This window comes from Streptomyces broussonetiae (assembly GCF_009796285.1).
GTDB lineage: Bacteria > Actinomycetota > Actinomycetes > Streptomycetales > Streptomycetaceae > Streptomyces > Streptomyces broussonetiae.
The window spans coordinates 519,617-542,541 of sequence record NZ_CP047020.1; the positions used below are offsets into that span (position 1 = coordinate 519,617).

18 protein-coding genes and 2 pseudogenes are annotated in these 22,925 nt (G+C 68.5%); 14 read left to right on the forward strand and 6 right to left on the reverse strand.

The genetic code is table 11. From position 1 onward, the window contains the following. Positions 1-259: 259 nt before the first annotated feature. From GQF42_RS02625 to GQF42_RS02635, 3 genes are all read right to left on the reverse strand, one after another. The gene (locus GQF42_RS02625; protein WP_158917255.1) at positions 260-1,501 is read right to left on the reverse strand and encodes a serine hydrolase domain-containing protein; all 1,242 of its coding nucleotides are present in this window, start codon (positions 1,499-1,501) and stop codon (positions 260-262) included. A gap of 201 nt (positions 1,502-1,702) precedes the next feature. Beyond that, positions 1,703-2,368, reverse strand: a complete 666-nt coding sequence (locus GQF42_RS02630; protein ID WP_158929687.1) for a DUF4097 family beta strand repeat-containing protein — start codon at positions 2,366-2,368, stop codon at positions 1,703-1,705. 855 nt (positions 2,369-3,223) lie between these two features. After that, positions 3,224-3,649 carry an efflux MFS transporter permease gene (locus GQF42_RS02635; protein WP_158917256.1) on the reverse strand — a complete coding sequence of 142 codons (426 nt, stop codon included), beginning with the start codon at positions 3,647-3,649 and terminating at the stop codon, positions 3,224-3,226. 422 nt (positions 3,650-4,071) lie between these two features. On the opposite strand from GQF42_RS02635, the gene GQF42_RS02640 reads away from it, so the two are divergent. After that, the gene (locus GQF42_RS02640) at positions 4,072-4,572 is read left to right on the forward strand and encodes a hypothetical protein (protein ID WP_158917257.1); all 501 of its coding nucleotides are present in this window, start codon (positions 4,072-4,074) and stop codon (positions 4,570-4,572) included. Here GQF42_RS02640 and GQF42_RS02645 read toward each other — a convergent pair. Beyond that, positions 4,527-6,686: a ricin-type beta-trefoil lectin domain protein gene (locus GQF42_RS02645; RefSeq protein ID WP_158917258.1), complete on the reverse strand. Its 2,160-nt coding sequence runs from the start codon at positions 6,684-6,686 to the stop codon at positions 4,527-4,529. The genes GQF42_RS02640 and GQF42_RS02645 overlap by 46 nt on opposite strands. A 298-nt stretch (positions 6,687-6,984) precedes the next feature. On the opposite strand from GQF42_RS02645, the gene GQF42_RS02650 reads away from it, so the two are divergent. From GQF42_RS02650 to GQF42_RS02685, 7 genes are all read left to right on the forward strand, one after another. Beyond that, positions 6,985-8,019: a LacI family DNA-binding transcriptional regulator gene (locus GQF42_RS02650; RefSeq protein ID WP_158917259.1), complete on the forward strand. Its 1,035-nt coding sequence runs from the start codon at positions 6,985-6,987 to the stop codon at positions 8,017-8,019. A gap of 85 nt (positions 8,020-8,104) precedes the next feature. Next, the gene (locus GQF42_RS02655) at positions 8,105-9,976 is read left to right on the forward strand and encodes a glycoside hydrolase family 2 protein (RefSeq protein ID WP_158929689.1); all 1,872 of its coding nucleotides are present in this window, start codon (positions 8,105-8,107) and stop codon (positions 9,974-9,976) included. A gap of 76 nt (positions 9,977-10,052) precedes the next feature. After that, positions 10,053-11,327, forward strand: a complete 1,275-nt coding sequence (locus tag GQF42_RS02660) for an ABC transporter substrate-binding protein (RefSeq protein ID WP_158917260.1) — start codon at positions 10,053-10,055, stop codon at positions 11,325-11,327. Between the two features lie 78 nt (positions 11,328-11,405). Beyond that, positions 11,406-12,278, forward strand: coding sequence for a carbohydrate ABC transporter permease (locus GQF42_RS02665; RefSeq protein ID WP_233273197.1), 873 nt, complete (start codon positions 11,406-11,408; stop codon positions 12,276-12,278). After that, the gene (locus GQF42_RS02670; RefSeq protein WP_158917261.1) at positions 12,275-13,165 is read left to right on the forward strand and encodes a carbohydrate ABC transporter permease; all 891 of its coding nucleotides are present in this window, start codon (positions 12,275-12,277) and stop codon (positions 13,163-13,165) included. The genes GQF42_RS02665 and GQF42_RS02670 overlap by 4 nt, the downstream gene beginning before the upstream one ends. Before the next feature lie 1,036 nt (positions 13,166-14,201). After that, entirely contained in the window at positions 14,202-14,690 is a 489-nt protein-coding gene (locus tag GQF42_RS02680) for an MFS transporter (RefSeq protein WP_158917262.1), read from the forward strand. A 373-nt stretch (positions 14,691-15,063) separates the two neighbouring features. Further along, positions 15,064-15,519: a DUF6884 domain-containing protein gene (locus GQF42_RS02685; RefSeq protein WP_158917263.1), complete on the forward strand. Its 456-nt coding sequence runs from the start codon at positions 15,064-15,066 to the stop codon at positions 15,517-15,519. A 271-nt stretch (positions 15,520-15,790) separates the two neighbouring features. On the opposite strand, the gene GQF42_RS02690 is transcribed toward GQF42_RS02685, so the two are convergent. Continuing rightward, entirely contained in the window at positions 15,791-16,225 is a 435-nt protein-coding gene (locus GQF42_RS02690) for an SDR family NAD(P)-dependent oxidoreductase (protein ID WP_233273198.1), read from the reverse strand. Between GQF42_RS02690 and GQF42_RS02695 the strand changes: the two genes are divergently transcribed. Together GQF42_RS02695 and GQF42_RS02700 are read left to right on the forward strand one after the other, a co-directional pair. Further along, the gene (locus GQF42_RS02695; protein WP_158917264.1) at positions 16,212-16,544 is read left to right on the forward strand and encodes a nuclear transport factor 2 family protein; all 333 of its coding nucleotides are present in this window, start codon (positions 16,212-16,214) and stop codon (positions 16,542-16,544) included. The genes GQF42_RS02690 and GQF42_RS02695 overlap by 14 nt on opposite strands. A gap of 238 nt (positions 16,545-16,782) precedes the next feature. Continuing rightward, positions 16,783-17,199 carry an ester cyclase gene (locus GQF42_RS02700; RefSeq protein WP_158917265.1) on the forward strand — a complete coding sequence of 139 codons (417 nt, stop codon included), beginning with the start codon at positions 16,783-16,785 and terminating at the stop codon, positions 17,197-17,199. Positions 17,200-17,499: 300 nt separating this feature from the next. Here GQF42_RS02700 and GQF42_RS02705 read toward each other — a convergent pair whose 3' ends face one another. After that, positions 17,500-18,162 (reverse strand): class I SAM-dependent methyltransferase, encoded by a 663-nt coding sequence (locus GQF42_RS02705; protein WP_158917266.1) that lies wholly within the window; start codon positions 18,160-18,162, stop codon positions 17,500-17,502. A 343-nt stretch (positions 18,163-18,505) separates the two neighbouring features. Here GQF42_RS02705 and GQF42_RS02710 point away from each other — a divergent pair. From GQF42_RS02710 to GQF42_RS02720, 4 genes and pseudogenes are all read left to right on the forward strand, one after another. Then, a pseudogene (locus GQF42_RS02710) lies at positions 18,506-19,755 on the forward strand (IS256 family transposase). Further along, positions 19,752-20,297: pseudogene (locus GQF42_RS47555) on the forward strand (maleylpyruvate isomerase N-terminal domain-containing protein); the annotation flags it as partial. The pseudogenes GQF42_RS02710 and GQF42_RS47555, both read left to right, overlap by 4 nt. Next, on the forward strand, positions 20,212-20,490 hold the full coding sequence (locus tag GQF42_RS47560) for a DinB family protein (RefSeq protein WP_407699528.1): 279 nt from the start codon (positions 20,212-20,214) through the stop codon (positions 20,488-20,490). The pseudogene GQF42_RS47555 and the gene GQF42_RS47560, both read left to right, overlap by 86 nt. A gap of 707 nt (positions 20,491-21,197) precedes the next feature. Further along, positions 21,198-22,901, forward strand: coding sequence for an LCP family protein (locus tag GQF42_RS02720; protein WP_407699477.1), 1,704 nt, complete (start codon positions 21,198-21,200; stop codon positions 22,899-22,901). The last annotated feature ends 24 nt before the right edge of the window (positions 22,902-22,925 follow it).

Sequence of the window (22,925 nt, forward strand, 5' to 3'; positions counted from 1 at the left end):
ATCATCTTTTGAAGATTACCCATAACGCGAAGACCGCCGAACCATCCGGCAGCGTCGTTGGCCGAGAACCGCTCCTCGCAGTCCCAACGACATTCCCCGGTGGATGTGTCGCCTTCCGGGGATTCCGACTCGACTTCCTTGATGGCCCCCTCAACGTCTGAGCCTGGTGCGCGGCGATTCCGTGATGCACCGCGCACGCCGTCCTCGTCGAGGTCGGATGTCGCGTGTCGGGGGTGCGCACCAGGGCGTGGGCCCGGTGTCAGTCGTCAATTGCCTGGTAAAGCGTGGTCCAGAAGTCGTGGATGAGCTGTGCCGGGGCCGGGAGGGACAGCCCGACCTGGGTGAGCAGGACGCCGACGACCCCGTTGCGCGGGTCGGCGTAGGCCGTGGTGCCGGTGCCACCGTCCCAGCCGAACTGGCCGATCGGCGCGTAGTCGCCGCGGTAGGTGCGTACCGCCATGCCGTAGCCCCAGCCACCGTGCTGTCCCTGACCGAAGGAAATGTGAACGTTGTTGCGGGCCAGGGCACTACGGGCCGCCTGCTGCTCGGGGGTGAGACAGTTGGTGGTCATCAGCTCCACGGCCGGCCTCGACAGGATGCGTTCACCCTCGTGCGTCCCGTGGTTCAGCAGCATCCGGAAGTAGGCGTGGTAGTCGTCGACGGTGGAGACAAGACCACCGCCGCCCGACTGGAACGCCACAGGCGCGCTGTACTGCCCGCCCACCGCCTCGTCCCACACGGTGAACTCCCCGGTCTGCGGGTCCGGCGTGTAGCAGGTCGGCAGCCGGTCGATCTTTCCGGCGGGCACATGGAAACCGGTGTCCTCCATCCCCAGCGGGCCGAAGATCCGCTCACCCAGGAACGACTCGAACGACTGCCCGGTGACTCGGGCGACGAGCACGCCGAGCACGTCGTTGCTGATCTGGTACTGCCAGTGCTCTCCGGGCTGGTGCATCAGCGGCAGCGTGCCCAGTCTGCACATCCACTCATCCGGCGCGCCGAGCCCTGTCGCGCTCTGACTGAAAACGCCCCGCTCGAACACCGCGTCCATGATCGGGGTGCCCAGCGCCGTCAGATCCATGCCGAGCCCGAAAGTCGAGGTCAGCAGGTCCCGTACGGTGATCGGCCGCCGCGCCGGGACGGTGTCCTCCAGCGGGCCGTCGGCCCGCCTGAGCACCTGCCGGTCGGCCAGCTCGGGCAGCCACGGCTCCACCGGATCGTCCAGCCGCAGCCTGCACTCGTCCAGCAGGACCATCGCCGCCGCCATCGTGACCGGCTTGGACGTGGAAGCCATCCGGAAGATCGTGTCGCGGCGCATCGGCGCACCACCGTCATGACGCATCGCCCCGACCGCTTCGACGTACGTCTCACGGCCCCGGCTCACCAGGGCGACGAGTCCGGGAATCCTTCCCGACTCCACATGCCGTGCCAGAACGTCGCGGATTCTGCGCAGCCCTGTTTCCGAGAAGCTGCTGCGCTGGTCGGTGAGGTCGAGTGCCATGACGGTGTGCTCCTTGTGGGGTGTGCGGGTGAGTGCGTGACGCGGTGAGGTGTGGCTGCCGCCGGGCGCCTGCCAGGACGGTGGCCGCGGTGCGACCACCGTGCGGGAGGCTTCCCCGGCTCTGCATCCATGGCGTTCGCGAGTTCGTGGTCGCCCCGCCGGCCGGATTGGTGTTGAGGGTGCCGGTTCGCAGCCGGAAGGTCAGAGGCTGCGGGCGGTGATGTCGCCGTTGGAGGTGGTGGCGCGGATGTCGAGTGCGGCGGTGCCGTCGTTCTTGAGGGCGTTGCTGACGCGGCCATGGGCGGTGCCGGCGTCCAGGGCGGCCGAGACGCCGCGGGCGGCGCCGACCGTGATGTCGCCGGACTGGGTGCGCAGTTCGACCGTGCCGCGCACGGCCTCGGCGATCCGGATGTCGCCCCGTGCGGTGCTGATCTCCGCGGGACCGCCCAGCCGGCCGATCTCGACATCGCCGTCGACCGCGGTGAGCTGGACGCTCGCGGCCTCGTCGATCTTGATCTGGCGGTAGGCGCCCTCGAAGACGACGTCCCCGAGGCGACCGACAACGCGCAGCTCGGCGGCGCTGGTCCTGGCCTCGACGCGGGAGCCGGCGGGCAGCTGGACGGTGACCTCGACGGACCCGGAGGAGCCGAAGAGCTGGTTCTTCGGCTCGAGGTTCTGGATCCGCAGGACACCGTCCGCGTAGGCGACAGCGGTCTGCTCGGCGGCCTTGACGTCGCGGCTCTTGGAGGGGTTGGCGGGCAGGACCTCGACGGTGGTGTCGCCGCGGTCGGCGGCGATGAACTGGATGCGCCCGGCAGGGATGTCCAGGATGGCGGAGATCGGGGCGGGGGTATCGACCTTCTGCATCGCGCCCTGGTTCTTCTGCATCACGTGCTCCTTCGGCCCGTTGTTTCCGATAACAGAAACGCTACGTTGCATTCACGGATTCGACAACCACCCCGTTGCATGCAGTCACCATTACCGCAGGTAGAGGCAGAATAATCGTTGCAACAATCTGAACGATAACGCAACACCTCTATGCCTCGTTCGTTGCAATAGACTGAGTGTGAACGCAGCACCGGCGCCATGGGCGACACTCGGCGCGGCCGCGGCACGAGCAGCGGTGAGGGTCCGCGACGGAACGGCGGGAGCCGACCAGGTGCGGCACCAGAAGATTCCGGTTTCGGCTTCGGCCAGGCGGGGCTGCCTGGGGTGGGAGGCCGGGGCAGGGCGGCTGCTGCGGTGAGGATGTTGCCGGTGGCCGCGTCACGGACTGGGACAGGAAGCCCGGCGTCGGCGACGTTGTTCCGGGCGTGGGTGGTGTCGGCGCCGGCCAGGACAGACCCTTGTACGGCGACTCCCGGCGCTGCCCCACCTGTCGGGTCGCATCGTCGATCGCGGAGCCAAGCCCTGCACTGTGGTCGGGGCGGCCTCCATGACGGCCGCAGTCGCCGGGGAGAACACCACTCCCTCCCTCCGGTCCCGCCAGAATCTGGAGGACGACGAGGTGGCCGTAGCCGGACGTGGTGCTGGTGGTGGCCAGGACCGTGCAGGCGGAGGCGACCAGGGCGAGGCCCAGAAGCACGGTCCGGTTCGCGCCGACGCGAACGGCCACGGGCTGGGACGCTGCGGCGCCGACAGCCGAAGAGGCCGGAAGCGGGAGCGCACGCTGTCCGGCCTCCAAGGGGGTGTAGCCGAGCACGCCTTGCAGGTAGAGCGTCATCACGAACAGGGCACCCAGGAGGCTGAAGGACATAGTGCCGGCGTGGCGGCGTTCATGCCGATGCAGGGGTCGCGCAGCAGGGTGAGCGGCAACAGGGGGTGACGGCACCGGTGTTCGTAAAGGAGGAAGACCGACAACAGGAAGGCGGCGAGGCCGTAGCCGGTGAGCACCGGCGGGCTGCTCCAGCCGAGTTGAGGGCTTGCGGCCATGGCGGCGACCAGGGCCAGCAGGCCGGAGGCGGCCGGCAGTGCGCCGGGCACGTCGACGGGTTCGGACCGGGTGCTGCGCACCTCGGGAACAAGCCAAGGTGCCAGGGTGATGGCGGTGGCGGCGATAGGCAGATCGAGCCAGAACACGGCGCGCCAGGAGCAGTGTTCGACGAGCCGGCCACCGACGCCCGGTCCGGCCGAGGCCGTCGCCCCCACCGACGGTCGTCCACACCGCGATGGCACGGCGCCGTAGTTGCGGTTCGGGGAAGAGGTGGCAGATCAGGGCGAGAGTGGCGGGCATGAGCAGGGCGGCTCCGGCGACCAGGACGCAGCGCGAGGCGATGACCTGCCAGGGTGCAGGGGCGGGGGCGCCGAGGACGGATGCGGTGCCGCAGACGGCCAGGGCGTGTATCGGGAATATCGGCGGGGCGAGTTGACGGCTGGCGATACGGGCGTCGTGGCTCAAGGCAGACTCGGCCCCTGAGACCTCTTTCAGCGCACGCCGACAAGTGGCTCGGCCACCTCCTCCGTATCCGGAAGCCTGCGCCACTCCGCCCCAACCGCCTCGTCCGGCCTCGGCACCTTCGGCCACGGCAGACGCTCTGCGTCCCCTTCACCGGAAGCGGGTACGAACGCACATGCAGCACAACAGCGCACGCCTGAAGGCAGCATGGATCTGCCTACTCGTCGTCGGTGCCGGCATCCTCATCTTCGGTGTCGTCGCCGCGGTCGCACCGGGGGCCGACGACGAGCAGCTCATGCGGGCCGACGGTGCGACCGCGACCGGTATGGGCCTGTTCGGTGTATTGATCACCCTCGTTCCGTTCCGCCGCGGGGAGCGGTGCCGGTTCCTGGAGGAGCGGTTACAGAGCGTGGCGACCGCCGCCAACCTGTTCTCACTGGTGAACGCTTCCTCTCCGGCCGGGAAGCCGAGGACGCCCGAGGGCGCCGCCATCGACTTCTTCCGCAGCCATCCCGGCACCGGGCGGAGAGTAGACCCCGTGGTCGCTGCAGCGCGGTACCTCCTGCCGTGTGGTGCGCAGGAGCGGGCGTGGCACAGGGCCCGCCCCCGCGCTCATCCGCACCTGCGTGTTCAGGGCAGGTGCCACACCTGGGTGGACAGCCCGTTGCAGTCGTAGATCTGCAGCTGTGTTCCGCTCGCCGTGTTGCCCTGGGGGTCGTCCAGGCAACGTCCGGACTGGGGGTTGTACAGGCTGTCGTCGGCTCGGGGGACCCACTGCTGGCCGCCCACGCCGTTGCAGTCGTAGAGCTGGACCTTGCTGAAGTCGGCCGTGGCGTTCTTGTCGATGTCGAGGCACTTGCCGAAGGCGCGCAGGGTGCCGTCGGCGGCGGCCGTCCACTGCTGTCCGGGGACCTGGTTGCAGTCCCAGAGCTGGGCCGCGTTCTGGTTGGTGTTCGTGTTGGTGTTGACGTCGAGGCACTTGCCGGTGGCGCCGGGGCCGGTGACGGCGGCCGCCGTGCGGACGGTGATGTTGCGCCAGGCTGCCGTGGTGTCGTAGTCGCGGACTCCGACCGAGCCGTGGGAGAAGGCGCAGTCGTTCAGGCTGAGGTAGGCGGGGTTGCTCCAGGAGCCGGACGGTGCTCCTTGGACGGAGACGACGCAGCCTGTGACCTGGACGGTCAGGTGGTACCAGGTGCCGGCGGTCAGACCGCCGGGTATCGGCGTGCTGCCCAACTGGGTCCAGCCGTAGTTCTCGCGTCCGATCACGAGGTTGGAGCCGGTGACGCCCACGTAGTAGCCGTCGACGTTGTCCGTGCCGGCGGTCGGGTCGGTGGCGCGGACGAGGAAGCCGGCGTTGCTGTTGCCGCTCGTGTCGCCGAGGCGGACATCGCCCTGGAGGGTGTAGTCGGTCCAGCCGGTGGAGCCGGTGACTGCCTTGTTGCCGCCGGTCCCCGCAGCGGACTCGGTGTAGGTGCCGCCGGAAGCCGACCAGCTGCCGCCGTACTGCGTCCAACCACCATCATTGGAGGAGAAGTCGGCGGTGTACGGCAGGACGCCGGCATTGCCCGAGCCGGTGAGCTCCTCACAGTTGTACGGACCGGCGGCCCCCGCCGCGCTGTAGCGCACGCTCGTACCGTCGGCCGAGGGCAGCAGGTCAGGGCTGTAGTTGGTGCCGCAACTGGACGGGGCTCCGCTGGTGGGCACCGCGATGGGGGAGGGCGTCCAGGACCAGGACCCGCTGCCGCCGGCGGTGTTGAGGAGGACCACCTGCTGGTTCTCGGGGGCCCCACCGGCCAGGCGTGACTCCGTGTGGCCGGTGAGCATGAGCTCGCCCTTGGAGCCGCCGGCCGGGCTCCAGGCGATGACGGGGGTGCCGTACAACTCCCGGCCGTCGTCGGTCTTCGGGACGGTGCCCAGGTCGGAGGGGCCGCCGCCCCAGGTGTCACCGTCGGAGGACGTCTTGGTGTGCACCAGGCAGTTCTGCGGACCGCACACCTCATAGCTGGCCACGTAGGTTCCGGTGGACGGTATTCGGGCCACCGTGATCATGCCGGGCCGGTCGGCCTGTGTGGTGCTGGCGACGTCCTTGACCTCGCCGGGAGTCACACGCGGGCTGCCGTCGGGGTTGGCGCTCCAGGTGTCGCCGCCGTCGGCGGAGACGATGTGCCCGAGGAACTGGCTGTAGGTGGTGTTCTGGCGCTCGTCGGAGAAGTACATGAGCATCTTGCCCGCGGAGTCCAGGGCGATGAAGGGTTCCCAGATTCCGCTGCCGTCGGCTCCGTGCGCGGTCTGCGGGGCCCCCACGTAGGTCCACGTGGCGCCGTGGTCGGTGCTGCGCCATTCGCGGAACGTCACTCCGGATCGGTCGGCGGGCAGTGTGGCGCCGACCAGCAGCAGGGTTCCGGCCGGGTAGGCCCCGAGGGTCCGCGGATATTCGAAGAGGAAGGGCTGGTAAGAGAAGGTGTCGCCGGGGACCGTCGACAGGGTGGACCACGAGGCACCGTCGTCGGTGCTGCGGCGGATCACATACGAGCTGGAGCTGCCGTCGGTGCTCCAGTGCTCGAAGCTCGCGAGCAGTGTTCCATTGGCCGATCCGCTGTTCTGCAGGCGGATCATGCGGGTGTAGGCCATGCCCTCCGTGCTGGAGGCGGGGCTGTACAGGACGTTGCCCGGGGTGTTGGCGAAGGCGCTGGTCGGCAGGGCGAGCAGGCAGAGAAGGACCGAGGCGAGCAGGCTGAGCAGGAGGCGCGCACGACGTCTGCGGCGGTCGTGCGGTGGCGATGTGGCCATGGCGGCTCCCTGTGCGGTGACGGGTGGGGACGCGGCCCGTCCGTGCGGAGGCGGCGGGTGCGGCGGGCGCCGTTTGCAACGATGGAAAAGCCCGCAGTCGGGGAGTATGGAGGCGCGAAGCGGCCTTTCACAATGCTTCGGCAGCAGGTTTTTGCATCGATGCAATCGCCTAGACTGTACGAACCGCACACGGCACCGTCCGCGTCGTGAACCGCAGTGGCGACACGGCGGTACCGGCACGGTATCCGTGTCGCGGCAACCACACCGCACGCCGCCCGGCCAGAGAGGTCAACACATCATGACGGCCCCCACGCTCCGAGACGTCGCCGAGCGTGCCGGCGTCTCGATCCGCACGGTGTCCAATGTGGTCAACGGCTACGCCCGGGTGACCGACGCCACCAAGGTGCGGGTCCAGGCGGCGATCGACGAGCTCGGATATCGCCCCAACCTGATGGCGCGCAACCTGAAACAGGGACGCACGCGCATCATCGCGCTGGTGGTGCCGGCACTCGACGTGCCCTACTTCGCCGAACTCGTGCGCCTGATCATCGGTGAGGCGCGCGCCCGCGGATACGCCGTCCTCATCGACCAGACCGACGGCGACGTCGAACGGGAGCGGGAACTGATCATGGAGGCGTCGCGCGCGGTCAGTTTCGACGGCGTGATCGCCAGCCCGCTCTCCCTGACCGCCGCCGATCTCGAATCCCGCCACGGTTCGGCGCCCATCCTCCTGCTCGGTGAGAAGATCTTCGACTCCAGCGCCGACCACGTCGCCATCGACAACGTCACCGCCGCGCGGGAGATGACCGCCCATCTCATCGGTCTGGGACGCCGGCGAATCGCCGCCATCGGCGTCCACCAGGACCCCACGGACGGCACCGCCGTCCTGCGCACCCGCGGTTACCGGGAGGCATTCACACAGGCCGGCCTCACTGTGGACGAATCGCTCATGGTGCCGACGCCGCACTACGAACGCCGGCACGGAGCCGCGGCGATGGCCCAGCTCCTGGACCATCCCGAACCGCCGGACGCGGTGTTCTGCTTCAGTGATCTGCTGGCCCTCGGCGCCATGCGTGTGGCCTTCTCCCGGGGGTTGCGCATCCCTGAGGACCTGGCTCTGGCCGGCTTCGACGACATCGAGGACGGCCGCTACAGCACCCCCACCCTGACCACCATCGCCCCCGACAAGCGCCAGTTGGCGCGTGCCGCGGTGGCGGGGATCCTGGCCAGGATCGAGTCCGACGCGTACGACGCACCCGTGGAGATCACGGCTTCCCATCGACTGGTCGTCAGGGAGAGCACGGTCGGCGGGGCAGTCGGCCAGCCCGTGTGACCTCGATGCCGTTTCGTTATGGACGGCTGATTGCATCGTTGCAAAGAGTCGCCTCATACTCCGGGGCGTGAACGATTTTGCATCGATGCAAAACGGCGGCTCCCCAGAGGGACACGGTCCTGGACCCCGGGACGACGACGGTACCGCCGCGGCCGCCCCCGCGGCCCCGCCCCGGCCGGAGTACCCCCGACCGCAGTTCGTGCGCCGCGACTGGCTCTGTCTCAACGGCACCTGGCAGTTCGAGATCGACCAAGCCGACACGGGTCTGGAGCGCGGCCTGGTGCACCGGGAACTCGCCTCCACCATCACCGTCCCCTTCGCGCCCGAGGCTCCGCTGTCGGGCATCGGCTGCCAGGACTTCCTGGAGGCCGTCTGGTACCGCCGGACGCTTCCGATCCCGCACGAGTGGGCCGGGCAGCGCATCCTGCTGCACTTCCAGGCCGTCGACCACGACGCGACGGTGTGGATCGACGGGCACGAGGTGGGCCGCCACCGGGGCGGCTTCAGCAGCTTCACCCTCGACATCACCGAGTTCGCCGCCCCGGGCACCGCCCCGGACCTCGTGGTGCGGGCGCGGGACAGCCGAGCCGGCGTCCAGGCCCGCGGCAAGCAGTCCACCCGGTACGACACCTACGAGGCGTTCTACCCGCGGACCACGGGCATCTGGCAGACCGTCTGGTTGGAGCCCGTCCCCCGGGTCCACCTGCTCCGGCCGCGCATCACCCCGGACGCGGCCGGTGGCCGGTTCCTACTCGACCTCCCGATCTCCGCCAACGCCCCCGGCCACCACTGCCGCGCCGTCCTCGCGGACGACGAGGGAACGATCACCGAGGCGACGGCTCCGCTCGATGCGGACCGTACGGCACACCTCGTCCTGGACATCCCCGCCGAACGGCGCCGACTGTGGCAGCCGGGACACCCGTACCTGTACACACTCACCCTCGAGGTACGCACCGCCGAGGGCGAACTGGTCGACTCGGTCGCGAGCTACGCGGGGCTACGGTCCGTGACGATCGACGGCCACGCCGTTCTGCTCAACGGACGGCACGTCTTCCAGCGTCTCGTCCTGGACCAGGGCTGGTACCCCGACGGCCTGATGACGGCGCCGGACGACGAGTCCCTCGTACGCGACATCGAACTGTCGATGGCCGCCGGCTTCAACGGCGCACGCCTGCACCAGAAGGTCTTCGAGGAGAGGTTCCTCCACCACGCCGACCGTCTCGGCTACCTCGTGTGGGGCGAGTTCGGCGACTGGGGCGCCAGAGCCGGAACGCGGCCCGAACGCCAGGCTCCGACCGCCTCGTTCATCACCCAGTGGCTCGAAGTCCTCCAGCGGGACTACTCGCACCCCTCGATCATCGGCTGGTGCCCCCTCAACGAGACCTTCCAGAAGATCACCGACCGCATCACCGTGCTCGACGACGTCACCCGGGGCATGTTCCTCGCCACCAAGACCGCCGACCGGACCCGGCCGGTGATCGACAGCTCGGGATACTCCCACCGGGTGCCCGAGACCGACGTCTACGACTCCCACAACTACGAGCAGGACCCCGAACGCTTCGCCCAGGACATGGCGGGCCTCGCCGACGGCAAACCGTTCGTGAACACTGCACCGGACGGCAGCGCCTGGTCCCTGCCGTACGCCGGACAGCCCTACTTCTGCAGCGAGTTCGGCGGTATCCACTGGCCGACCGACCAGGCAGGGCTCCCCGACACCGGCTCGTGGGGCTACGGCAGCACGCCCGCGAGCGAGGAGGCCTGGTACGAGCGCTTCGCCGGCCTGGTGGGCGCCCTGATCGACGACCCCCTGATGTTCGGCTACTGCTACACGCAGCTCACCGACGTCTTCCAGGAACAGAACGGCATCTACCGGTTCGACCGGACCGAGAAGCTCGACGTGGCACGCATCCGGAAGATCCAGACCCGGACCGCGGCCTACGAACTCGACCAGCCCTGACCGGCGACAGCACACGCGTGCCCGTGCGCCCAAGCAACTGTCTCGCCCGCCCCACCCACCATCCAAGGAACCCGCATTGAGAACTCGCCTTCGCCGACTGACCACAGCGGCGGCAGCCTCGGCCTTCGCCCTCGTCCTGGCCGCCTGTTCGTCCTCCTCCTCCGGCACCACCGCCGACGGAAAGACCGTCCTCACCGTGGTCGGGTTCGAGGGCGGCGGCAACGAGATCGCCGACATCCCGGCCATCAACGCGGCCTTCGAGAAGGCTCACCCCAACATCAAGGTCGACTACAAGTACGTCGCCAACACCGAGTACGACGCCTACAACAACACCCGGCTCGCCGCGGGAACCGCCGCGGACGTCCTCATGGTCAACAAGGACCGCCTGACCACCTGGCAGCAGCAGGGCTTCCTCGCCGACCTCAGCGACCAGCCCTGGGTCAAGCGGATGCTCCCCAACCTGGCCCCGTACACGCAGGTCGACGGCAAGACCTACGACTTCGTCCAGCAGAACATCCCGATCGGCCTGTACGCCAACCTTGACCTGCTGAAGAAGGCGGGCATCAAGCAGGTGCCGCAGACCTGGCCCGAACTGATCAGCGATCTCAAGACGCTCAGGGCGAAGAACATGGGCGGCCTGGAGATACCCAACCTCAAGGGCTGGGACGCCGAACAGGTCTCCCTCGCCCTGGCCGCCAACCTCATCGACCCCTCCTGGGGCAGCGGCTACGACAAGGGCACCTCCACCTGGGCCGCCACCTGGAGCCCGGTGATCGACCACCTCAAGCAGCTGCTGACCAGCGGTCTCGTCGACGGCAAGACCATGAACGGCCTGGACCCCTTCAGCCAGGGCGTCTCGCAGTTCACCGCGGGCAAGTGGGCCTTCTACGTCGACGGCGCCTGGGACCTGAGCCACTACCAGCAGAGCGCCAAGTTCGGCTTCACGCTCAACCCCTTCCCCGGCGGCCCGGCGGGCGGCAAGCCCAAGACCTTCACCTTCATCGGCTCGGGGTGGTCGGTCAACGGCGCCTCCTCGCACAAGAACGCGGCCGAGAGCTACGTCGACTTCATGTCGCAGCCGCAGCAGGACAGCGCCTATCTGAAGGCCGAGAGCTGCTTCACGACGCTGACCGACGTGCCGAGCCCCAAGGTCACCCAGTCCGCCCCGGTCGCCGCCGCCTTCGCCGCCGGCAACACCAGTCCCTCTCAAGTCGAGGTGCCCAACTACCCGAACTCAGAGGACAAGTTCACCGCTCAGCTCAACGCGCTCTTCAACAACCCGTCCATGGACACCGGCGCGCTGCTGAAGCAACTCGACAAGGAAATCCCGAAGACCCCGTCGAAGAAATAGTCACCCCAGCCGTCCCAGAACCAGTGCGGGGCCTGCCCTGCGACAGGCCCTGCGGTCCGCGCCCCCGATGAGGTCGCCGTGAGACTCACCACCCGATCCGCCGCGCTGCTCATGCTTCCGGCCACCGCCCTGTACGCCCTGTTCGTCATCTACCCCACCATCAGGTCCGTTCTGCTCAGCCTCACCGACGCCCACGGCGTCATCGGCGGATCGTTCGTCGGCCTGGACAACTACCGCGAGGCCTTCCAGGACCCGCAGGTGCTCGCCGCGCTCAAGAACACCCTCGTCTACACGGTCGTGGTGGTCGTCGTACAGAACGCGCTGGGCCTCGGCATCGCCTACTGGCTCTACAACTCACCCGCCGTCCGCAGCATCGCCCGCACCGGGCTGCTCATGCCCGCGATGATGGCCCTGGTCGCCGTATCCTACCTGTGGTCGTTCCTCTACTCACCGGTCGGCGGCCCGCTCGACGCCGTCATGAACGCCCTCGGCCTGCACGGTCTGGAGACCTCCTGGCTCGGTGACACCCACACCGCCCTGATGGCGATCGCCGTGTCCTACATGTGGATGTACCTCGGCTACACCGCCACCATCTACCTCTCCAACTACCTGTCCATCCCCGCCGATCTAATGGAAGCGGCGGCCCTCGACGGTGCCCGCGGGTGGACCCGGTTCCGCCGCATCGACTGGCCGCTGCTCGCACCGTCCCTCACCGTGAACATGACCCTGTCGACTATCGGTTCACTGCGCGTGTTCGACCTGCCCTTCATCATGACCGACGGCGGCCCCGCCAACTCGACCCAGACCCTGAGCTACGTCGTCTTCGAGGACAGCTTCAAGGACTTCCGCTTCGCCTACGGCACCGCGGTGGCCGTCCTCCTGCTGGTCATCACCGTCATCGTCGGTGTGCTCCTCACCACCGTCCTGCGCCGCCGGGAGGTCGCCGCATGACCCTTACCGCCCCCAGCACCACGAGAGCCGTCAGCCCCGCCCCGGCGGACACCGCCCCGCGGCGCCGGCGCAGGCTGCGCAGTGCCGGCTCGCACATCGGCCTGCTCATGGTCACCCTGGTCGTCGTCGCCCCGATCCTGCTCATGGTGAAGGTCTCGCTGCAGTCCGACGCCGACTTCGCCGCCCACCCGCTGTCCTGGCCCAGCCACTGGAGCCTGCACAACTACGTGGCCGCGGTGCATGCCATGAACTACGGGCGCAGCCTCTACAACACCGTCCTGATCACCGGCGGCGCCGCCGCCCTGGTCGTCCTGACCGGATCACTCGCGGCCTGGCCGATGTCGCGCATCTCCCGCCGCTGGACCAGGACGGTCTACCAGCTCTTCGTGGCCGGCCTCACGGTCCCCGTCTTCGTCATGATCACTCCGCTGTACATGTTCATGCGGGACCTCGGACTACTGGACTCCTACGCCTCGGTGATCCTCGCGGAGGCCGCGATCAGCCTCCCCTTCGCCGTGCTCTTCTTCACCAGCTTCCTGAGATCCGTACCCGTCGATCTCGAAGAGGCCGCCGCCATCGACGGGGCGGGTCCACTGCGCACGTACTGGCACGTCATCCTGCCCGTCCTGCGCCCGGCGTCCGCCACCCTCGTCATCACCCTGACCCTGGCCATCTGGAACGACCTGGTCATCCCCCTGGTCCTGCTGACCTCCGACGCCAAGCAGACGATGACGCTGGACGTGTACTCCACGATCGGCACCCACGCCTACAGCACCTCCCAGCTCCTGCCCACCGTCGTCCTGGGCACCGTCCCGCTGCTCATCGTCTTCCTCGTGCTGCAACGGCACATAGTCGCCGGTATCACCGCCGGGGTCAGCAAGGGATGAGGCATGCCCGGATCGGCCGGGGAACGGCCACTGCGTGCGCCGCCGCCCCGGTCGGGGTTTGCGCCGCACGCGTGGTGGAGACGCCGATGCTCAGCTGGGGGCGAGACGTCGGCGTAGACGGCGCTCCGGCCGTACAACACTCCCAGCGACTGGGTCATCTCCGCCCGCCCAGCGCACCCGGCGCTAGTCAGCGAGGTCGACTTCATCACCGCCCAAAACCTGCGCATCCGCCGGGAGACGGTACCCGGACGCACCTATCTCCTGGCCGGAGTGCTGTGCGGTATCCGCGGTCGGCGCATGGAGTCCCACTGGAGCCACGACCGTCCCGGCTACCGGTGCCGCCACGGTCACACCAGCGCCACCCGCCCCGACCCCGGCCGCATCCCCAACACCTACGTCCGCGAAGACCATGTCATGCGGCATCTGCCCGCCCTGCACCTGCGCCTCACCGGCCACATGGGCGTCAATCGAGAGTCAGCATCGGCCAGTGCCAGGCTCCTGACAGGTCGCACGGGCAAGTTCTTCCAGCCTCCCGCCTCTGCCCACCAGTCGGTAGACCATGGTCCAGGCTCGCCACGGCGTCGGCTGGGCAGCGGACCGACGGCGAGCCAGTCACTGGGTCGCAAGCGCCCTTGAGCACTCCGTCCGCGAGAGCGCCGACCGTCTCGGCATCGCGCCGGCGGCAGTACCTGTGGGATGCCGGGTCGCAGAGGGCGAGTCCCGGCGCGGCCGGTGCCCGTGCCTTGGCCGACGTCCTTGGATGCCGCCCGGGCGATGGTGTCCTCCACCGTTGTGCATGCGAGTCGGGCCACGGAGCGCAGTTCGGCGTCCGAGGTGCCGGCACGGCTCAGTACGGCCAGCGACTGGTTGGTGGCGACGACGAACGTGGCGAGCTCGTCGAGCGTCCGGCTGTCGGCCGAGGAGTCCGCCAGTGCCGCACGCACCCGTTGGCGCTGTACGTCGGGCGGGCCACGCACCTGCTTCCGGATTCGCCTTCGTACCGTTCGGGTTGGTCATTCTCTTCAGCGCCACCGTGATGGCACCACGCCTCCTTCCCCGGTTCGGTCTGCGGGCCCTGAACGGAGGAGGGGTTGCGGTCACCACCGTCGGCTACCTCCTCCTTGCCGGGCTGAGCAGCCACGGCACCTATGCGGCCGACGTACTGCCCGGACTGATCCTCGTGCCGCTGGGAGGCGGCCTCGTCCTCGTCGGATCCACTGTCGCCGGAGTGGACGGCGCCACCGGTGAGGACGCGGGCATCGCCACCAGCATGAACAATGCGTCCATGCAGATCGGCAGCGCCATCGGCCTGGCGGCCCTGGTCTCACTGGGCACCGGCCACGCCGCCGTGCTACAGCGTGCGGGCACCGACCCGGTGACCGCCGCCGCGCACGGTTACGCCTTCAGCTTCGCCATCGCCGCCGGCCTGACGGCCTTCGGTGCGTTCCTCGGCTTCGCCGGAATCCACCCGACACCGGCCGAGACTTCGACGGTGAGGACCAACGCCAAGGAGCGCGTGGTCTGACGTGCCGCCGGCGGCGAAAGCGAGGGGCTGCGGCCGCGGCGGGCCTGGCGGCCGGCCGCGGCGGGCCTGGCGGAATGGTGCTGCCGCTGCGTGTCAGGGGACATAGTGGGCCCCGCTCGAAGAGGCCGATTGTGCGCCAGCTGTTCGTGCGACGGCGGCATTGCCGGGTCTGAGCTTCCATCGGCTGCCTCCCCTGCTCCCTCCCGTGGACGCCTCAAGCCCGTCATCCGGCATGACCTTGTTCTTCTCGAAATTCCACTCCGACATCGCCATCCCCCCCGGCTCGGCCGCCCCGCAGGCGGGTCTCCACCAGAACATGCCGGGCGCGCACACGACCAGTGCTCACATCACACGCACAGGCAGGACGACAGACATGACCACGAACGACCATCTCGACTACTTCAAGTCACGACTCGTCGTCATCCCGTGCGGCAGCCGCAAACTGGGCTCGCCCGCGCGCTCCGCAGACATGTACCTGGGCTCCTACCACCGGGCATGCCGCAAGGCGGCCGACGCACTGCAACCTGACCTGCTGCTCATTCTCTCCGCACGCCACGGGCTCCTCGACCTCGACGACGTCATCGAGCCGTACGACACACCTCATGGCGCAGCCGACGCGGTAACGAGCCAGGTCCTGCTGGAACAGGCAACCGTGCGTGACATCGTGGGCCTTGACCCGGTGGTGGCCCTCGGCGGTGCACGACACATCAGCCTCGTGCGCTCCGTCTGGCCGCACGTCCACACGCCGTTGGCCGGAACACGCGGCATGGGTGAGCAAATGGCCCGGCTTGCAGCATTGCGCGAAGGACGGGGACTGCCTCTGACATGACGCTTCGTGCGGCGGCCGCGAGGCCTCGCCGGCATGTGTCGAGGCGCATGGCCCTATGGGGACTGCGGAGCGTTCCATGAAGTGACGGTCGTACGTGGTGTGGTGGTACCACAGTGCGACGTCGTGAAGCTGATGGTGGAGGCGGTACCGACCTCTTGCTCCTCAGGGCATCCTCGGGTGTAAGCAGATCCCGGGGTCGGCGACCGTCGGCCCGGGATCCCGTGAAGCGGTAATGCAGGAGCGAGCGGTCATGCAGGCCATCCGTCGACTGCTACCAGGTCTGCTGGCTGGCTCGTACGAGGACCTCGTTGACGGCGACCCGGCCGTCCCGGGTGAGGATGTAGGACACGGTGTCGGCGATGTCCTCGGGGCGCAGCAGTTCCACGCCCTGGATCTGACGCTCGATGGCCTGCCGCACGCCATCGCGGAGATGGGTGCTCAGCTCGGTGTCCACCGTGCCGGGCTCGACCACGCTCACTCGCACGTGCTTCTGCATGACCTCCTGCCGCAGGGCCTCGGTGAATCCGTTGACGCCGAACTTCGTCAGGTTGTAAACAGCCGTGCCGGGCCGTGCGACCCGGCCGGCCGTAGAGCTGATGTTGACCAGGTCCGCCACGCCTCGCGGCAAGTCCTCCCCAGCGCGCAGGAGATGCGGCAACGCGGCGTGAGTAATGTAGAGCAGGCCCTGGACGTTGGCCTCGAGCATCTGCTCCCACTCTCCGAGCGGCGAGCCGCAGGAAGTCGCCTCGTACTTCACCGAGGACGCTGTCTTCCAGGGGCTTCATCCCTACGCCGTCGGCCGTCAGGGGGTCACCGCGTACTACGATTCCCAGCCTCTCGACCTAACGGCGGAGTATCGGGCACTGGAAGCACGGCAGTTGGCCGAGGGTGTCCTGCTCGGCTACCTGGGCGTCGACTTCTCCTTCACCGACCGGCCGACCCTCGAGGTCACCCTCAGCGTGGTCCTCAGGCGTGTCGCCGATGAGTGGCTCATCACCCACTATCAGATGTCGAAGCTGAATTGACGAGCGGAGGCTGCGGTGGGACCTGCCCTGCCCGATCCCGGCCCCACACGGCCGGCGTCTCGCGGGCATGCGCCGGGTCACCGCGCTGGGGACCGGCGGCCCCGCTCCGGGCGGAGGCGCAGGCCTGCCGTCCAGACATGCTGCGTGGGAGCGTCGGATGTACGGTCGATTTACGGCGTAGGTGCGGACCTCTCAGCCAGCGAACGAGCCGGTGTCCCGTACACGCCCGGGAGTGCCCATGGCGCAGCAAGCGAACATCGCCGCACAGACCGCATTCGCAGAGGCCGTGATCACCGGGCACCTCGACGCCCTCGACGCCCTCGTCGCGCCCGATTCTGTCGATCATGACCCCGCTCCAGGACAGGCCCAGGGACCCGAAGGCTACAAAGCCATGTTCAACGAGCTGCGAGCCGCTTTCCCCGACCTGCACGTCGAGGTGGAACACCTGCTGGCCACCGACGACGAGGTGGCCTTCGCCTACATGATCAGCGGGACGCATCTGGGACCGTTGATGGGACGGTCGGCGACCGGCAAGAAGGTGAGCTACCGCGGCATGCAGATCAGCCGCTTCGACAGCGACGGCAAGCTCGTCGAGCGCTGGGGCAGCAGCGACGAACTCGGCATGCTGCGTCAGCTCGGCCTGGCCGATGCATGACCCATCCGCTGCCTCACTGCCTGCTGGCGCCAGTCGGGCCGGTCGTGATGGACGCAACCGACGACTTGAACCTGGCCGCCGGCGCGGCCAGGACCCGCTGCCGTTTCAGGCTGCGAGCGCCGTGTCCACCAAAAATGGCGGTTCCCGTAGAGGACCATCGCTTCCGGAACGTCCACCTAGCTAGCCGTCCCAGCTGCCTAAATGTGGACAACCGCACCAAGATGCTTCCGGCGCCCCATTAGTGGGGATCTCTTAGGCACCGATACCGCTGCCGCCGTCATGATCTGGCTCCGATCGTGATCAGGACTCCCCAGTCCGGTTGCCGGAGCCCCAGTAGAACGGGCCAGCTGTCGGCGTAACTGTGATGTCCCAGCCGAGCTCGCGAAGCCGTCTTTCCAGCTCTGCTGGCTCATAGGGAACCTTCACGATGCGGTAGGCCGTCCCATCAGGGGTGCGCCGCTGGATGGTGGACGATGCCGGGCCCTCGACGAGTTCCTCAGGCGTTCGGTAGTGGTCATCGACGAAGAACACCCGGCCCTGCGGCGCGAGGGCGGCGGTCACCAGAGACCAGAAGGAGTCGAATCGCCCGGCCGGCACGTGCGAGAGCCAGCATCCCATGAAGACGACGTCATAACGGCGGTCGGGTTCCCAGGCGAACAGGTCAGCCTCGACGAATCTCACCTGGGCGCCATCAGCGACGCGGCTCGCGGCGATCGCGAGCATTTCCGGGGACGCATCGACGGCAGTGACGTCGCTGGCGTGGCGGAGCAGCTGAGAGGTCCAGGTGCCGGGGCCGCAGGCCAGTTCCAGCACGCTGCCCGCCGGCCGGAACACGTCGAGGGCCTCAGCAAGCTCAGCGCCGCCGGGAAGATCGAGGAGCTGGTCAAGGTAGTCCGGGGCAAGGGCACTGTAGTAGGCACACTGATCGGACAGGAGCCGTTCCTGAGCTGATCCGGTGTTCATGGCGCCACTATGGGACTTGCCCCAGGGGCAAGGTCAACCCTCGGAGGGAATGGCTGAGCGCTGTCTCGCCGGTCGTGGTCGGAGAGACAGAGCCTGGGCCGGTGACGAGGGCGCTTGTGCGGCCGGTGCAGTCCGTGAGGGCTCCGGTCGTCAGCACGGCGCCGCCCACGACCAGTGCGTAGCCGTCGACGATCCAGTGCAGTGCGGTGAAGCATTCCGCGGAGCAATGCTCATGACCTGTGGATCGGCCTCGGGTGGGACGCGAAGGGCGTACCTTCCCGAGTGATCGACTTCTGGTCATCGAGCAGGCCGACGTTGCACCGTCGGTCGGGAAGGCACGCCAGTGCTGAGCGTAGTGAATGCCAATGGAACGACCGAGACCGGCTCCCTGATCGACGACATCGTCCGCGAGGGCGCACGGCGGATGCTTGCCGCTGCCCTGGAGGCTGAAGTCAACTCCTACGTAGCCTAGTTGGCCGACCAGCGAGACGAGAACGGGCGCCGCCTGGTGGTCCGCAACGGCTATCACCAGCCCCGCTCGGTGACCACCGCGGCCGGGACGGTCGAGGTGAAGGCCCCGCGCATCAACGACAAGCGCATCGACGAGGCAACCGGCGAGCGCAAGCGGTTCTCCTCGGCGATCCTGCCGCCGTGGTGCCGCAAGTCCCCGAAGATCAGCGAGGTGCTGCCGCGCCTCTACCTCCACGGGCTGTCCAGCGGGGATTTCGTGCCCGCGCTCGAGCACTTCCGCGGCTCCTCGGCCGGCCTGTCACCGGCCACCGTCACTCGGCTGACCGCCCAGTGGCAGGCCGACCACAAGACGTTCAGCGAGCGCGACCTGTCCGCCACGGACTACGTCTACGTCTGGGCCGACGGCATTCACCTGCGGATACGCCTGGAGGAGGCGAAGGCCGCGGTCCTGGTCGTCATGGGCGTGCGCGCGGACGGCACCAAGGAGCTGATCGCGATGGCCGACGGCTACCGTGAGTCATCGGAGTCCTGGGCGAGCCTGATGCGGGACTGCCAGCGGCGTGGCATGCGGGCTCCCGTCCTCGCCGTCAGCGACGGCGCCCTCGGCTTCTGGAACGCGTTGAACGAGGTCTTCCCCGAAACCCGGCACCAAAGATGCTGGGTTCACAAAACGGCCAACTGCCTCGACAGCCTCCCGAAGTCGGCCCAGCCCGCGGCGAAGAAGGCCATCCAGGGCATCTACAACGCCGAGGACAAGGAGCACGCGGCCGCCGCGGTCAAGGCGTTCGCCAAGCAGTACGGGGCAAAGTTCCCCAAGGCCGTCAAGAAGATCGTCGATGACGAGGACGAGCTGCCGGCGTTCTACGACTTCCCCGCCGAGCACTGGATCCACCTCCGGACAACCAACCCCATCGAGTCGACCTTCGCGTCCGTCCGGCTGCGGACCAAGGTAACCAAGGGGGCCGGCTCCCGGGCCGCCGCCCTGGCGATGGTTTCAAGCTCGTCGAGTCCGCACAGGCCCGCTGGCGAGCCGTGAACGCACCCCACCTCGTCGCCCTAGTCCGCGCAGGAGCCCGCTTCGAACGCGGCCAGCTCGTCGAACGAATCCAGGAGGCAGCATGACAGCTGATGACCACACGAGCTTCGACCCCGCGACCACCCTCGATCAGATCAATGCCGCGACCGAGCACCTCATGGAGACGGCGGCCCGATTCACTGACGCCGACGTGCGCGCGCCTTCCCTGTTGCCGGCCTGGTCACGCGGGCATGTGCTGACCCACCTGGCCCGTAATGCCGACGGCGGCCGGAACCTGCTGGTCTGGGCCCGGACCGGACAGGAGACGCCGGAATATCCGAGTCTGGCCGCCCGGGACGAGCAGATCGAGGCAGGAGCGGGCCGCAGTACCGCCGAACTCGTGGCCGACCTGCGTAGTGCCGCCGCCCGGTTCGCCACGGAGTACCGCAGGATGCCGCCCGAGGCGTGGAACCGGGTGGTGCGCTGGACTCGCGGCCAGGAGCGAGCCGCCGTGCGTGCCGCCGACTCCCGGTTGTGCGAGGTGCTGATTCATCAACGTCGACCTGAACGCCGACTACACGCCCGCCCAGTGGCCAACCGGCTTCGTCCGGGACATGCTCGGCCGGGTAGTGGCGTCCTTCACCGCTCGCGGCGACGCTCCCGCGATGCGGCTGCACACCACCGACACCGAGATCAGCTACGACATCGGCACCGCACGACCGGCGCCGATCATCCGCGGCCCACAGACCTCACTCCTGGCCTGGTTGATGGGACGCGCCCAAGGCACCGACCTTGTCGTCAACGGAGCCTCGGAGCTACCCACACCACCGTTCCTCTACTGATCGACAGCCTCGGGGCGCCGAACACCTCGATCAACTCATCCACAGTTCTTGACCATTGCTCGGCATCCGCGTCGGCTCCGGGCCTGGCAACGGCAGGTTCTCCAGAGCACTGACAGTGGTTTGCGGGATTGCGCAATAATGAAAGTTAGCGGGGGCGATGCCCCGGTATCCAGGGAGGAAGGCTGTCCATGCCGCGCGGGGACTTTCGGCGAGTGCGTGATGCGAATCTGCGGTTGGGCGCCGCCCTGGCTGAAGTCGAAGGCGTCTACGCGGCGTTGCTGAGAGCAGGTTCCTCCCAAGCGCGCCCAAGACTTCAGGCCGATCTGGCACGCGCCGCCGGGCGCCTTGCGGCTCTGGCGGCTTTGCCGACGGAGACTCCGTCCCTGCCCGTTGTCGCACAACGCTCACGCCGAGGTCGGCGACGGGCCCTGGCTGAGCGTGGTGCTGCGTGGATCATCGCCAGGTACGGACGGAGTGAGCCATGAGGACGGGCCGGACCGGACGGTGCGTTAGCCGGCCTCCCATGCGATCCCTCACCCGTGAAATCACCCGGAGTTGATGCTTCCGGTTCGATTAGTTGCTAGATTGCGCAATCACGCAACTGAGATGGGGCGATACCGCATCTGCCCTTACACCGCCGCGTGTGCCTGGTCGTCATGCCCCTGGCGGCCTGACATGACGGGCCCGACCGTTCATGGGAGTGGGAGATGAGCGACCCGTGGGACGGCGCAGGCGGCCAAACCACGCGTAGCCGCACAAGCCCGGTGCTCGGACAGCGGACGGCTGAGAGTGACCGTAGGGGTCCTCACGGCGGTCGGGCGGCCACCCGTGCGGCCTCTCGCTCGCGTCAGGGGCGCGCAACGTCACGGCGCCGGGCCCGTCCGACGGGTCGCGGTAAACGGATCTTGAAGTTCCTAGCGACCAGCCTGTCGGCGCTCATCCTGGTCACGTCCGGTGTGGGCTGGTGGTTCTACGAGCACCTGAACGGCAACATCCACAGCGTCTCGCTGGACGGCAAGGGCGGCACCGAGAAGGCCGACGCCTTCGGCCGCACCCCGATCAACATCCTCGTGATGGGCTCGGACGGCCGTACCAGCGCGGAGGACTGCAAGCTCGGCGGCGGCTGCTCCAGGACGGGCGTGCAGACCGGCAACGGGAACGCGGACGTCGAGATGGTGGTGCACATCTCCGCCGACCGCTCCAACGCCACGGTGATGAGCATCCCCCGGGACACCATGACCAGGGTCCCGGCCTGCACGGACGCCGCCTCCGCCCAGTCCACGCCCGGCTACTACGGCCAGATCAACAGCGCCCTGGCATACGGCCCCGCCTGCCAGGTGGCCACCGTCCACCAGCTCACCGGCATCCCCATCGACCACTTCGTCAAGCTCGACTTCTCCGGCGTGGTGAAGATGTCGGACGCGGTCGGCGGTGTCTCCGTCTGCGTCAGCGACAACGTCTACGACACCTACTCGCACCTGAAGCTGTCCAAGGGCGACCACACCCTCCAGGGGCAGGCGGCGCTGGAGTTCGTCCGCTCCCGGCACGGCTTCGGCGACGGCAGCGACCTCGGCCGCACCACGACCCAGCACATCTTCCTCAGCGCGATGATCCGCAAGTTCAAGAGCGCGGGCACGCTGACCGACCCGACGGCGGTCTACGGCCTGGCCGACGCGGCCACCAAGGCGCTGACGGTGGACGACGGTCTGGGGACGGTGAAGAAGCTGATCTCGCTCGCCTCGGACGTGAACAAGGTGCCGGCGAAGCGGATGACGTTCACGACGATGCAGACGGCACCCGACCCGCACAACAAGGACCGGGTGGTGGTGGGCCCAGGCGCGAAGTCGCTGTTCTCGTCCATCGCCAACGACCAGTCCCTGACCACCGGGGACGGCAAGAAGGCCGCGGAAACCATGGCCACCGCCGCGGCCGTGCCCGCCTCGCAGATCGCCGTGACGGTGGAGAACGGCACCACGGTCACCGGCCGGGCCTCGGACATCGCGACCGCCCTGACCGACCAGGGCTTCAGCTCCGCGACGACCACGGCCAACGCCCCGAGCCCCGCGACCACCACCACGCTGACGTACGGCACCGGCCGGCAGGCGCAGGCGCAGACGGTCGCCAAGGCCCTCGGCCTGCCCTCCTCGCAGCTGAAGCAGGGCACCGGCACGGGCCTGACCCTGGTGATCGGCGCCGACTGGCCGAGCGGCACCGGTTTCCCGGCCGGTACCTCCTCGCCGGCGCCCGCCGACACGCACGCCGCGGTCTCCAACGCGCACGCCTCCACCGCCGACGAGGCCAAGACCTGTACCAAGGTCAGCCCCTACAGGACCGTCAGCCTCAACGGCGTGTCCATGACGCCATCCCAGGCGTACGCGGCGGCACGGAATGTGTCGGACTCCAGCTCCTGAGAGACCGGCGACGAATCCATCCAT

What these genes read in the sequence shown, in the direction of transcription:
- GQF42_RS02650 (WP_158917259.1), top strand. Translation starts at nt 6,985, where the DNA reads ATGACGGCCCCCACGCTCCGAGACGTCGCCGAGCGTGCCGGCGTCTCG.
- GQF42_RS02630 (WP_158929687.1), bottom strand. Translation starts at nt 2,368, where the DNA reads ATGCAGAAGGTCGATACCCCCGCCCCGATCTCCGCCATCCTGGACATC.
- GQF42_RS02670 (WP_158917261.1), top strand. Translation starts at nt 12,275, where the DNA reads ATGACCCTTACCGCCCCCAGCACCACGAGAGCCGTCAGCCCCGCCCCG.
- GQF42_RS02655 (WP_158929689.1), top strand. Translation starts at nt 8,105, where the DNA reads ATGCAAAACGGCGGCTCCCCAGAGGGACACGGTCCTGGACCCCGGGAC.
- GQF42_RS02640 (WP_158917257.1), top strand. Translation starts at nt 4,072, where the DNA reads ATGCAGCACAACAGCGCACGCCTGAAGGCAGCATGGATCTGCCTACTC.
- GQF42_RS02680 (WP_158917262.1), top strand. Translation starts at nt 14,202, where the DNA reads ATGGCACCACGCCTCCTTCCCCGGTTCGGTCTGCGGGCCCTGAACGGA.
- GQF42_RS02690 (WP_233273198.1), bottom strand. Translation starts at nt 16,225, where the DNA reads ATGCTCGAGGCCAACGTCCAGGGCCTGCTCTACATTACTCACGCCGCG.
- GQF42_RS02645 (WP_158917258.1), bottom strand. Translation starts at nt 6,686, where the DNA reads ATGGCCACATCGCCACCGCACGACCGCCGCAGACGTCGTGCGCGCCTC.
- GQF42_RS02625 (WP_158917255.1), bottom strand. Translation starts at nt 1,501, where the DNA reads ATGGCACTCGACCTCACCGACCAGCGCAGCAGCTTCTCGGAAACAGGG.
- GQF42_RS02720 (WP_407699477.1), top strand. Translation starts at nt 21,198, where the DNA reads ATGAGCGACCCGTGGGACGGCGCAGGCGGCCAAACCACGCGTAGCCGC.
- GQF42_RS02685 (WP_158917263.1), top strand. Translation starts at nt 15,064, where the DNA reads ATGACCACGAACGACCATCTCGACTACTTCAAGTCACGACTCGTCGTC.
- GQF42_RS02705 (WP_158917266.1), bottom strand. Translation starts at nt 18,162, where the DNA reads ATGAACACCGGATCAGCTCAGGAACGGCTCCTGTCCGATCAGTGTGCC.
- GQF42_RS02700 (WP_158917265.1), top strand. Translation starts at nt 16,783, where the DNA reads ATGGCGCAGCAAGCGAACATCGCCGCACAGACCGCATTCGCAGAGGCC.